A 12360-nucleotide genomic window follows, 5' to 3' on the forward strand; every position below is an offset into this window, starting at 1 on the left:
TATAGTCCGCTTTTTTACGGGGGAACCATGCTGACTAACTCATCTACACGTCTTAACAAGTACATCAGCGAGAGCGGTATCTGCTCGCGTCGCGAGGCCGACCGCTATATTGAACAGGGAAATGTGTTTATCAACGGCAAGCGCGCCGCCGTCGGTGACCAGGTGGTGGCTGGCGACGTGGTAAAGGTGAACGGTCAGCTGATTGAACCGCGTAACGAAGAGGATTTGGTGCTGATTGCCCTCAACAAGCCGGTTGGCATCGTCAGCACCACCGAAGACGGCGAGCGCGACAACATCGTCGACTTCGTTAACCACAGCAAACGTGTGTTCCCGATAGGCAGGCTGGACAAAGATTCGCAGGGGCTGATCTTCCTGACCAATCACGGCGACCTGGTGAACAAAATCCTGCGGGCCGGCAACGATCACGAGAAAGAGTACGTGGTCACGGTTAACAAGCCGGTCACCGAGGAGTTTATTCGCGGCATGGGTGCCGGCGTGCCGATGCTGGGCACCGTCACCAAAAAGTGCAAGGTGAAAAAAGAGGCACCGATGGTGTTTCGCATCACCCTCGTGCAGGGGCTTAACCGTCAGATCCGCCGCATGTGCGAACATTTTGGCTACGAGGTAATGAAGCTGGAACGTACGCGGATCATGAACGTCAACCTGAAGGGCATTCCGCCCGGCGAGTGGCGTGACCTGACCGATGACGAACTGATCGCACTGTTTAAGCTGATTGAGGACTCCTCTTCAGAAGACAGCAGTCACAAAACGCGTCAGAAACCGTCCCAGGCAAAAAAACCGGCCAGCGGCGCGACCAAAGGTGGCGTGACGAAAGCCGCTGAGAAAGCCACGACGCCCTCTAACCGCAAGCGTTTTGCCCAGCCAGGGCGTAAAAAGAAAGGGCGCTGAGTCAGCGTCTGCCGCAGCGGCCATTTGTCCAGCCGGTCCCTGATAAATATTCAGGGGTGATTGCGCCAGTAAAGAATAACGATAAGATGTATCAACGTCGCCGTTTTCGTTTCGTTAACGGCGACCCTGAAATCATTTATCAGCTGTTGTTACAGGGTGGCCGCTTCTTCGATCCTTTCCACAGGTCCCAAAGCCATTTCGCCGGATAGGTGCCGCCGCTTACGGATTTTAACTGCTTTTTATTCAAGAGTTTCATAACATTCCTCCTTGGTTGAGGAGGCCAATTTACGCAATAACAGCACGACAAATTGTGATTATGATCACTTAATCAGTGCGCATTGAAAATATGGATTAAATACCAGATAAATTAATTAACTATGCGTAAGCAGGTTTCTGAATATCTCTTAATCCCGCGACATACTCTTATTTTATCGCGGGCTGAGATAGGGAGCGCTGGAGATAAACTGGCGCCGCGCTATGTTTGCGCGGCGGCCATGATTAATACTGTAAATAGGCGACGTGGGTCTGCAGGTACTCTTCCAGGCCGTGGCGGCCGTCCGCACCGCCGATGCCTGATTTACGCCAGCCGGCGTGGAAACCCTGCATCGCCTCGAAGTTTTCGCGGTTAACGTAGGTTTCACCAAACTTCAGCGCCTTAAGCGCGGTCATCGCGGTATTAAGGTTCTGCGTGAAGATTGACGAAGTCAGGCCGTACTCGCTGTCGTTGGCCAGCGCGATCGCTTCATCCAGCGTGCTGAACTTCATCACCGGCAGCACCGGGCCGAAGGTCTCCTCCTGCATAATTGCCATCTCCTGCTGCACGTTGGTCAGCAGCGTCGGCTGGAAGAAGAAGCCTGTGTCACCCGCGCGCTTACCGCCGGTGACCAGCGTGGCACCGGCCGCCAGCGCGTCGGCCACCTTCTGCTCAACGCGCTGCAGGGCAGCGGCGGTGATCAGCGGGCCCATATCCAGCCCTTTCCGGGTGGCCGGATCGCCAAAGGTGACCTGCCCGAACGCATGGGTCAGACGTTCAACCACCTGGTCATAAACGCCTTCCTGCACGTAAAGCCGCTCGGCGCAGTTACACACCTGCCCGGTATTGATCATCCGTGAGGCGACGATCGCCCTGACCGCCAGATCGAGGTCGGCGTCGTTCATGACGATAGCAGGGGCCTTACCGCCCAGCTCCAGTGACACCTTAGTGACGTTTTTCGCCGCCGCCTGCATGGTGGCAATACCCGCGCCGACGCTGCCGGTCAGGCTGACCAGCCCAACCTTCGGGTTGGCCGCCAGCTCCGGGCCCAGCTCCGGGCCGTAGCCGGTCACCAGGTTGAACACCCCGGCGGGCAGGCCAATGCTGTCAACGATCTCTGCAAAAATAATCGCGTTATTGGGCGTCAGCTCGCTCGGCTTAATTACGATGGTGTTGCCGGTCAGCAGCGCCGGTGCGGCCTTGCGCGCGATCAGGAAGAACGGGAAGTTCCACGGCAGAATGCCGGTGGTGACGCCAATCGCCTTCTTAAACACCAGAATATTTTCGCGGGCGCGATCGCTCTGCACGATCTCACCCTCATAACGACGCGCCCAGCCGGCCATATAGTCAAGGTAGTCGGCGGTGAAGAACACTTCGGTCTCCGCCAGCTCCTGAGTTTTACCGCCTTCGGCGACGATGGTGGCCGCCAGTTCGCTGGCGCGCTGGCGGATGCCGGCGGCCAGCCTCTGCAGCCAGTTGCCGCGCTCCACGGCCGGCAGCGCTTCCCAGCCCGGCTGTGCGGCGGCGGCGGCATCGATCGCCCGTCGCGCGTCTTCGGCGCTGCCTTCAGGAATACGCGACAGCACGGCTTCGGTCGCCGGGTTAATCACCTCGATCCAACGGCCGCTGCGGTTTTCCACGAACTGGCCGTCGATATACATCTGATGCTGAACTGGGGTCATTGGTTGGATCCTCGTCAAAACGTGTTTATACGGTTGTTAATAGACAGGCAGCGCGCTGTTACACGGGTAAGAAACTGACGCATTCCGGCGGGCACTTCCTTGAGCTGACTGCCAGCAATGAGAGCCCGCTGGCAAAATTGACAAGAACGCCATGACCGGGCTGGCAAAACCGACAGCAAATCCTGAATATGAGCGACTTAGCTAAAAACGGACTTTTTCAGTAGCAAAACGGTGATTTCGGTGGATTTGTGACAGCGGTCGGCAGAAGCCGCTGAATTTTGCCATTTCCGTACAATCCGGGGCAGCCAGCCAAAGGTTGCCCGGAGGGGCTTCTCCGTAGACTCCTTCGTCAACAGGGCAAACAACAACGAAGGAAAACAACCAATGAGTGAAGCGATTATCTCTGGCATTCTGTGGCACCTGGTGGGGGCGGCCAGCGCCGCCTGCTTCTATGCGCCATTCAAGAAGGTACGTAACTGGTCATGGGAAACCATGTGGTCGGTCGGTGGAGTGATGTCATGGCTGATCCTGCCGTGGGCGGTCAGCGCCATCCTGCTGCCCAACTTCTGGGGCTACTACAGCTCGTTCTCGCTGTCGCAACTGCTGCCGGTGTTTCTGTTCGGCGCGATGTGGGGCATCGGTAACATCAACTATGGCCTGACCATGCGCTACCTCGGCATGTCGATGGGCATCGGCATCGCTATCGGCATCACGCTGGTGGTCGGCACGCTGATGACGCCGCTGCTGCAGGGGCGTTTTGTCGAACTGTTCAGCTCGTCCGGCGGCCGACTGACGCTGGTGGGCGTGCTGGTGGCGCTGATCGGCGTGGCGATCGTCTCCCGTGCCGGGCTGCTCAAAGAGCGGGCGATGGGCATCACCGCCGAAGAGTTTAACCTCAAAAAGGGGCTGATCCTCGCGGTACTCTGCGGCATCTTCTCCGCCGGCATGTCCTTCGCCATGGACGCCGCCAAACCGATGCACGAAGCCGCCGCCGCCGCCGGTATCGACCCGCTCTACGTCGCGCTGCCAAGCTACGTGGTGATCATGGGCGGTGGCGCACTGATCAACCTCGGCTTCTGCTTTATCCGCCTGGCCACCAAAGCCAACCTGTCGGTCAAAGCCGACTTCTCGGTTGCCAAATCCATCCTGATCGCCAACGTACTGCTCTCACTGCTTGGCGGCACCATGTGGTACCTGCAGTTCTTCTTCTACGCCTGGGGCCACGCCCGCATCCCTGCGCAGTATGACTTCGTCAGCTGGATGCTGCACATGAGCTTCTACGTCCTCTGCGGCGGCCTGGTCGGCCTGGTGCTCAAAGAGTGGAACAACGTTGGCCGCAGCCCGGTCCGCGTCCTCACCGTCGGCTGCTTCGTCATCATCCTCGCCGCCAACATCGTTGGCCTCGGCATGGTCTCCTGATCCCCCGGCTGGCGGCACACCGCCGCCAGTCATAAAACCCGCAGACCACAAAGAGTCAGATTATCAGGGAGGGCAGTGGGATGAGCCCGTAGCGGGGTAACCCGCGAAGGGTCGCCCGCTGACAGGCCCGCCAGTCTCGATCAACCAGACAACGAGCTTGTACTCTCGATCCCAAAAACAACGAGCCCTTAAAAAAACCAGCAGACAACAAAGAGTCAGATTATCAGGGAGGGCAGTGGGATGAGCCCGTAGAGGGGTAACCCGCGAAGGGTCGCCCACTGACAGGCCCGATAGTCTCGATCAACCAGACAACGCGCTTTTATTCTCGATCAAACAGAAAGCGCAACCACCCCCCGTAAAAACTGCTGTCGCCATGCGCTCGGCGTCATCCCCGTCTCACGGGTAAACACCACCGAAAAATAGTTACTGTCATCAAAACCACAGCGCGCTGCCACCTCACCAATCAGACAATCGCTGGCGCGCAGCAAATACTTCGCCTGACACAACTGCAGTTGCCGCACATAATGACCAATCGTCATCCCGGTCTGCTGACGAAACAGCTGCTTCAGCCCGCGCTCCGACAGCTGGTGATGCTGACAAAACCGCGCCAGATCGAACGGCTGCGCCATCTGCCCCTGAATCGCCGCCATCAGCAAATCCAGCTGCTCCCCCTCCGGCAACTGATACGGACAATCGGCCGCGTAACGGTGCCGCTGCAAAATCAGCGCCAGCTGCAAAAACAGCGCCTCGCTCAACTGCCGCGACAGCGGATCGGTCTTGCGGCTCTCCTGCTCCAGCTGCTTCACCACCCCGCGCGCCAGCGCCATCCCACGCAGCGTCAACCGCCACGCCCCGGCGTCACGCGGCGGCAACAGCTGTTGCCAGTCCAGCGCCAGCTGGAAACGCTCCGGGCAGTAGATAATATTGTCCAGCACCAGATCGTGCACTGCGTCAAAACTGTGACAATCATCGGCGTGCAGATAAAAAATATCACCGCAGGTCACCAGCCACGGCCGATCGTTCATCACGTGCAGACCGTTGCCGCGCCAGACCAGCACCAGCTCGTTGAATTCATGGACGTGCGGAGGGAAAGAGGGCTGCGGGGTGCGCTCGGCCACCGCTACCGGCAGCAGCTCAGAGGGCAGATAGTCAGCTTTTAACAGCCGCAGGGGAGCAGTCACGGGTCACCTCATCAGTCATGTTGACGCAGTGTACGCGGTGCGCTGCCAAACTCACGCTTAAACAGCGTTGAAAAGTGATTGCTGTCACCAAATCCACACTGAAAAGCGATATCGGTAATGCGCATATCGCTGTGGCGCAACAGATGGCGCGCCTCCAGCAGGCGCAGACGGTTCAGATAACGCTGCGGCGTACTGCCGGTCTGCTGCTTCAACTGCCGGTGCAGGGTACGCAGCGACAGCGCAAAACGATCGGCCAGCGCCTCCCAGTCGATCTCCTCGCTGTAGTGGTCGGCCAGCCAGTCCAGCAGCGCGCGCAAACGCCCCTCGTGATCGTCCGCCTGCGCGCTGCTGCTTCCCTGACGCAACAGCAGCAGCAGCTGCATAAACTGCATCTCACGCGTGGCCTGCGCGGCAAAACCCTCTTCAAGCGGGCTGGCCATCTGCGCGGTCAGCTGATGCGCCTGGGCCAGCACCTTGCTGCTGATGCGCCAGTGCGACGGATAGTGGCCGTTCTGCTCGGCCGGCAACAGCTGCTGCAGCCCGGAGAGGAAATGGAACGCCTCCGGCCCGCGGTACAGCACGTTGGTCAGGCACAGGTTGTCGGTCTGCTCATACAGATGGCGATCGTGATTGCGCACAAAGCAGACGCAGCCGCCGCACAGCGGCTGCGACTGGCCGTTAAACACGTGGATCCCCGAACCCTGTTCAACGATCACAATCTCATGGAAGTCATCGTGATAGTGCTCGGGGAAGCTGCCCTGCGGGGCCCGCGGTTCAATCGCCACCGGACAGTGACCGGCCGGAAAAAAGTCAACGCTGTGCAATACGGTCATGATCGCCCCTCCTTAACAAACAGTTCACAGAGTCTACCCAGCGCCCGACGCGGGCACCTTGAATTTACGACAGCAGAAGCGGCGATCGCCGTCAGTTATTAAAGAAACCGCCGTCGGCGTTGCGAAAATGAGGCGGGCGTCACAGAAGCATTTTCCGGCCCTCTGCGGTAAAAGTGTGAGCCTGTTCACGTTCATCTTTGCCGTTTTGCCAGTGAGCAGATCGGACTGGCAGTGGCAAGAAGGTGGCAAAACGCGGCTCTTTTACACTGGTCACATTGATTGATCGGGAACGTAACTATGAGCACTCGTCATTTTGTCGCTATCGATTTAGGCGCCTCCAGCGGCCGCGTGATGCTGGCCAGCCACGCCGCGCAGGGCGGCGCGGTCAGCCTGCGGGAAATCAGCCGCTGTACCAATAAGCTGGTCAACGTTGACGGCCGCCAGTGCTGGGATCTCGACGCGCTGGAAGCCTTTATCGTCGCCGCACTGGTCAGCCTCGACGCCGAAGGCATCGTGCCCGAGAGTATCGGCATCGATACCTGGGCGGTGGACTACGTGCTGCTGGACGCCGACGGCCAGCGGGTTGGCCTGCCGGTCGCCTACCGCGACGACCGCACCCACGGCCTGATGGCCCAGGCCTGCCGCGAGCTGGGCAGCGAAACCATCTATCAGCGCACCGGCATCCAGTTCCTGCCGTTTAACACCCTCTACCAGCTGCGCGCGCTGTGCCGTGATAACGCGGCCGACCTGCCGCAGGTGGCACATGCGCTGCTGATCCCCGACTATCTGCACTACCGGCTGAGCGGTGAGCTCAACTGGGAGTACACCAACGCCACCACTACCCAGCTGCTGAATATCCACAGCGGCGAATGGGACAGCGAACTGCTGCGCTGGTGCGGCGCGAACCCGGCGTGGTTTGGCACGCCTTCGGCCCCCGGCCGCCGTATCGGTGCCTGGACCAGCCCGCGTGGCCACGCGATCCCGCTGGTGGCAGTAGCCACCCACGACACCGCCAGCGCGGTGCTGGCCACGCCGCTGAGCGATGCGGACGCCGCTTATCTCAGCTCGGGCACCTGGTCGCTGATGGGCTTTGAAAGCCGCCAGCCGTTTACCGACGGCGCGGCGCTGCAGGCCAATATCACCAACGAAGGCGGCGCGGAAGGACGCTTCCGCGTGCTGAAAAACATTATGGGGCTGTGGCTGCTGCAGCGGGTGTGCAGCGAGCTGGAAATCAGCGAGCTCGCTCCGCTGATCGCCGACGCCGAACGCCAGCCGCTCTGCCGCTGGCTGGTTAATCCCAACGACCGTCGCTTTATCAACCCGGCCAATATGGTGCGCGAAATTCAGGACGCCTGTGCCGAACTGGGCCAGCCGGTGCCCGCCACCGCCGCCGAGCTGGCGCGCTGCATTTTTGACAGCCTGGCGCTCTGTTACCGCCAGGTGCTGCGGCAGCTGGAGACGCTGCGCGGCGGGCGGTTCAGCCAGCTGCATATCGTCGGCGGCGGCTGCCAGAACCCGCTGCTGAACCAGCTGTGCGCCGATGCCTGCGGCATCCCGGTGCTGGCCGGGCCGGTGGAGGCCTCGACCCTCGGCAATATCGGCTGTCAGCTGATCGCCGCGGGGCAGGTCGCCGACGTCAGCGCCTTCCGCCAGCAGCTGCGCCAGCATTTTCCTCTTATTCGTTTTGAACCTCACGGCAGTGATGCGTATCGCCCCCATCTGGCGCGATTTGAGTCACTGACGCCATCAGCTAAGGAGCTTTGTGTATGACCCAGGCAATTGACCAGGCCTTCGCGCTGGCAAAACAGCGTTTCGCCGATATCGGCGTGGATGTGGAAGCGGCAATGACCCAGCTCGACCGGCTGCCGGTATCGATGCACTGCTGGCAGGGCGACGACGTGCGCGGCTTCGAAAACCCGCAGGGCGCACTGACCGGCGGCATTCAGGCCACCGGTAACTACCCGGGCCGCGCGCGCAGCGTCGACGAACTGCGCGCCGATCTGGAGCAGGCGATGAAGCTGATCCCCGGGCCGAAGCGGCTTAACCTGCACGCCATCTACCTGGACACCGAACAGACGGTGGATCGTCACGAGATCAAGCCTGAGCACTTTGCCGGCTGGGTCAGCTGGGCGCAGCAGCACCGGCTGGGGCTGGACTTTAACCCGACCTGTTTCTCACACGCGCTGAGCGCCGACGGCTTTACCCTCGCGCACGGCAACGCGGAGATCCGCCAGTTCTGGATCGACCACTGTAAGGCCAGTCGTAAAATTTCGGCGTACTTTGGCGAGCAGCTGGGCACACCGTCGGTGATGAACATCTGGGTGCCGGACGGCATGAAGGATCTGACCGTCGATCGCCTGGCACCGCGTCAGCGGCTGCTGGAGTCGCTGGATGAGATCATCAGCGAGAAGCTGGACGAATCGCTGCATATCGACGCGGTGGAGAGCAAGCTGTTCGGCATCGGCGCGGAGAGTTACACCGTCGGTTCCAACGAGTTCTGCCTCGGCTACGCCGCCAGCCGCCAGATCGCGCTGACGCTGGACGCCGGCCACTTCCACCCGACCGAGGTGATCTCCGACAAGATCTCCACCGCCATGCTTTACGTGCCGCGCCTGCTGCTGCACGTCAGCCGCCCGGTGCGCTGGGACAGCGATCACGTGGTGCTGCTGGATGATGAGACCCAGGCCATCGCCAGCGAGATTGTGCGGCAGAAGCTGTTCGATAAGGTACATATCGGGCTGGACTTCTTCGACGCGTCAATTAACCGCATCGCCGCATGGGTAATCGGCACCCGCAACGCGAAGAAGGCGCTGCTGCGCGCGCTGCTGGAGCCGGTCGACCAGCTCAGGGCGCTGGAAAACGGCGGCGACTATACCGCGCGGCTGGCGCTGCTGGAGGAGCAGAAGTCGCTGCCGTGGCAGGCGGTGTGGGAGGCCTGGTGCCTGCGTCACGACGTGCCGGCCGGTGCCAGCTGGTTAGGCGACGTCCGTCAGTATGAACAACAGATTCTCAGCCAACGTTAAGTTAAGGAAGTAAAATGCAACAGATTCTTAAATCCTGGTTTGTGCAGGGCATGGTGAAAGCGACCACCGATATGTGGCTGAAGGGCTGGGATGAGCGTAACGGTGGTAACGTGTCGCTGCGCCTGCTGGACGAGGAAGTGCAGCCGTTCGCCGCCGATTTTTATCCCGAGCCGCGCACCCTGGAGCTGAGCCAGCCCGCGCCCGAGCTGGCCGACTGCTGGTTCCTGGTGACCGGTTCCGGCAAGTTTTTCCGCAACGTGCAGTTAGATCCGGCCGACTGTCTGGTGCTGCTGCGCGTCAGCAGCGACGGCCGCGCCTTTACCATTTACTGGGGGCTGAGCAACGGCGGCGTGCCGACCTCCGAGCTGGCGTCGCACTTCCAGTCGCACAGCGTGCGCAAGGTGGTGACCAACGGTGCCGATCGGGTGATTATGCACTGCCATGCCACCAACTTTATGGCGCTGAGCTACGTGGTGGATCTGAATCCGGCCAGCTTTACCCGCCTGCTGTGGGAAGGCAGCACCGAGTGTCTGGTGGTGTTCCCGGACGGCGTCGGTATTGTGCCGTGGATGGTGCCGGGCACCGACGGTATCGGTACCCAGACGGCCGAGAATATGAAGTCGCATACGCTGGTGATGTGGCCGTTCCACGGTATTTTTGGCGCGGGGCCGACGCTGGATGAGACTTTTGGCCTGATCGATACCGCTGAGAAGTCGTCGGAGGTGGTGGTGAAGGTGCTGTCGATGGGCGGGATGAAGCAGAGCATCACTACGGAAGAGCTGGTGGCGCTGGGCGAACGTTTTGGCGTGAAACCCTGGCGCGCGGCGCTGGAAGCGACGCATCCGCATGTTGCGTAAAGCCTTTGTGATGCAGGTGCATGCTGATAAGCATCAGGAGTATCAGCAGCGGCACGATCCGATCTGGCCGGAGCTGGCGCAGGTGTTGAAGGATCACGGGGCGCATCATTACAGTATTTTTCTGGATGCAGAGCGGGATTTGTTGTTTGCGGTGGTGGAGATTGAGTCAGAAGAGCGTTGGGCAGCGGTGGCGCAGACCGAGGTGTGTCAGCGCTGGTGGCGGTCGATGCGTGAGTTGATGCCGTCGAATGCGGATAACAGTCCGGTGAGTGCGGAGCTGAAGTCGGTGTTTTATCTTGAGTGACGGTGTCACTTTTATTTAAAGGAGCCTTTGTGGCTCCTTTTGCATTTGTGGGGCTAGGGGGTAAGGGCGCGTTGCCTGTGTGATCGAGACAGTCGGGCCTGTCAGCGGGCGACCCTGCGCGGGTTACCCCGCTCCGGGCTCATCCCACTGCCCTCCCTGATGGTGGGCGGCGGTGGTGGCTGGGGGGATTAAGGGCGCGTTGCCTGTGTGATCGAGACAGTCGGGCCTGTCAGCGGGCGACCCTGCGCGGGTTACCCTGCTCCGGGCTCATCCCGCTGCCCTCCCTGATGGTGGGCGGCGGTGGTGGCTGGGGGGATTAAGGGCTCGTTGCCTGTGTGATCGAGACAGTCGGGCCTGTCAGCGGGCGACCCTGCGCGGGTTACCCCGCTCCGGGCTCATCCCACTGCCCTCCCTGATGATGGGCATTCTCTTTGTCTGGTGATCTTTAGAGCTCGTTGCCTGTTTGATCGAGCTGGCCCTTTATCCGTTGATGCGGAGTTGGGGGTAGCGTTTGAGGCTGATGGTGCACCAGAGCAGGGAGCAGAGGCCGATGGCGCCGCCGACGTAGCCGATGCTGGCCATGTTCAGATGCAGGCTGACCTGGTTGCCGAGCAGCGCGCCGCCGCCGATGCCGATGTTGTAGATGCCGGAGAGCAGCGACATGGCGACGTCGGTGGCGTCGGGGGCCAGCGCCAGGACGCGCACCTGGACGGCGAGGCCAATGATCATCATCGCCATGCCCCAGATAATGCACAGCAGGGAGATGGAGAGGGTGCTGGAGGCGGCCAGCCAGAGCAGGAACATGCTGCCGGTAATAAGGGCGATCGCGCCTGACAGGAAGGTAGCGGGATATTTATTGCCGTACAGGCTGAACAATATGCTGCCGACGATGCCGGCCGCGCCGAAAATTAACAGCAGGAAGGTGGTGAAGCCGCCGCTGATTGCCGCGACGTTTTGCATAAAGGGTTCGATATAGCTGTAAGCGGTATAATGTGCGGTGACGGTGACGGCAATCAGAATATAGAGGGCAACCAGCGCCGGGCGGCGGAACAGCATCGGTACGCTCTTCAGTGAACCGGTGTGTTCGCTGGGCAGGCGCGGCAGCAGTTTTACCAGCAGTACCAGGGTTATCAGGGCCACTACGCCAATCGCTGCAAAGGTTATGCGCCAGCCGAGCAGCTGGCCGATCATGCGGCCAATCGGCAGGCCGAGGACCATCGCCAGCGCGGTGCCGGTGGCCAGCATGCTCAGCGCCTGGGTTTTCTTGCCGGGCGGGGCGACGCGGATCGCCAGCGAGGCGGTGATCGACCAGAAGATGGCGTGGGAAAAGGCGATGCCGATGCGCGAGACAACCAGCGTGGTGAAGTCCCAGGCCATTGACGACAGTACGTGGCTGGCGATAAACAGCACGAAGATGATGATTAACAGCAGGCGGCGCTCAACGTTACGCGTCAGCAGCATCATCGGCAGCGACATTAGCGCGACGATCCAGGCGTAGATGGTGAGCATCAGGCCGACCTGGGCGGTGGGCATGGCGAAGCTGGCGCCGATATCCGAGAGCAGGCCGACCGGCACAAATTCGGTGGTGTTAAATATAAACGCAGCAATAGCGAGCATGACCACGCGCAGCCAGGCGACTTTCCGGGAAACAGTTGATGATGGCATTTGAAGTTAGCGATGTGTTGAGAAAGTGTTAACTGTCATAAAGGGTGCACAGCAAATGTGGGGGTATTGTCTTTTATTTAGCAGGCAGATGACATCGAAAATTTAATAATTTTGTAAAGCAGCATCAAAACGTCAAATAAAAGAATAAATATTCGATAGCGGTGCTATTTTGACCTGCGATGGCGATGGCGATGGCGATGGCGATGGCGATGGCGATGGCGATGGCGATGGCGA

General features: G+C 60.3%; 11 protein-coding genes. 6 read left to right on the top strand and 5 right to left on the bottom strand.

Annotated elements, in window-relative coordinates; all coding sequences use genetic code 11:
* The first annotated feature begins 27 nt into the window (after positions 1-27).
* Positions 28-909: a 23S rRNA pseudouridine(2604) synthase RluF gene (gene rluF / locus NV64_RS16795; protein WP_056238081.1), complete on the top strand. Its 882-nt coding sequence runs from the start codon at positions 28-30 to the stop codon at positions 907-909.
* A 139-nt stretch (positions 910-1048) separates the two neighbouring features.
* Here the strand turns inward: rluF and NV64_RS23235 are convergent, their stop codons facing one another.
* Together NV64_RS23235 and aldA are read right to left on the bottom strand one after the other, a co-directional pair.
* Positions 1049-1165, bottom strand: a complete 117-nt coding sequence (locus tag NV64_RS23235; RefSeq protein ID WP_146005509.1) for a bacteriocin — start codon at positions 1163-1165, stop codon at positions 1049-1051.
* A gap of 242 nt (positions 1166-1407) precedes the next feature.
* Positions 1408-2844, bottom strand: coding sequence for an aldehyde dehydrogenase (aldA, locus tag NV64_RS16800; protein WP_101506370.1), 1437 nt, complete (start codon positions 2842-2844; stop codon positions 1408-1410).
* Positions 2845-3228: 384 nt separating this feature from the next.
* Between aldA and rhaT the strand changes: the two genes are divergently transcribed.
* Positions 3229-4263, top strand: a complete 1035-nt coding sequence (rhaT, locus tag NV64_RS16805) for an L-rhamnose/proton symporter RhaT (RefSeq protein ID WP_056238076.1) — start codon at positions 3229-3231, stop codon at positions 4261-4263.
* A gap of 329 nt (positions 4264-4592) precedes the next feature.
* Here rhaT and rhaR read toward each other — a convergent pair whose 3' ends face one another.
* A complete protein-coding gene (gene rhaR, locus NV64_RS16810; RefSeq protein WP_056238075.1) occupies positions 4593-5444 on the bottom strand; it encodes an HTH-type transcriptional activator RhaR in 852 nt (283 codons plus the stop codon).
* An 11-nt stretch (positions 5445-5455) separates the two neighbouring features.
* Positions 5456-6277 (bottom strand): HTH-type transcriptional activator RhaS, encoded by an 822-nt coding sequence (rhaS, locus tag NV64_RS16815; RefSeq protein WP_056238071.1) that lies wholly within the window; start codon positions 6275-6277, stop codon positions 5456-5458.
* 297 nt (positions 6278-6574) lie between these two features.
* Here rhaS and rhaB point away from each other — a divergent pair, with 297 nt between their 5' ends.
* From rhaB to rhaM, 4 genes are read left to right on the top strand one after another with little or no spacing between them, the layout of a single operon-like run.
* Positions 6575-8047 carry a rhamnulokinase gene (gene rhaB / locus NV64_RS16820; RefSeq protein ID WP_101506371.1) on the top strand — a complete coding sequence of 491 codons (1473 nt, stop codon included), beginning with the start codon at positions 6575-6577 and terminating at the stop codon, positions 8045-8047.
* Entirely contained in the window at positions 8044-9300 is a 1257-nt protein-coding gene (locus NV64_RS16825) for an L-rhamnose isomerase (protein WP_056238066.1), read from the top strand. Before rhaB ends, NV64_RS16825 begins: the two co-directional genes overlap by 4 nt.
* 14 nt (positions 9301-9314) lie before the next feature.
* On the top strand, positions 9315-10157 hold the full coding sequence (gene rhaD, locus NV64_RS16830; RefSeq protein WP_056238063.1) for a rhamnulose-1-phosphate aldolase: 843 nt from the start codon (positions 9315-9317) through the stop codon (positions 10155-10157).
* Entirely contained in the window at positions 10147-10461 is a 315-nt protein-coding gene (gene rhaM / locus NV64_RS16835; protein ID WP_056238062.1) for an L-rhamnose mutarotase, read from the top strand. The genes rhaD and rhaM overlap by 11 nt, the downstream gene beginning before the upstream one ends.
* Before the next feature lie 480 nt (positions 10462-10941).
* On the opposite strand, the gene NV64_RS16840 is transcribed toward rhaM, so the two are convergent.
* On the bottom strand, positions 10942-12126 hold the full coding sequence (locus NV64_RS16840; RefSeq protein WP_056238060.1) for a sugar transporter: 1185 nt from the start codon (positions 12124-12126) through the stop codon (positions 10942-10944).
* Positions 12127-12360 lie beyond the last annotated feature (234 nt).

This window comes from Erwinia sp. B116, from assembly GCF_002865965.1.
GTDB lineage: Bacteria > Pseudomonadota > Gammaproteobacteria > Enterobacterales > Enterobacteriaceae > Erwinia.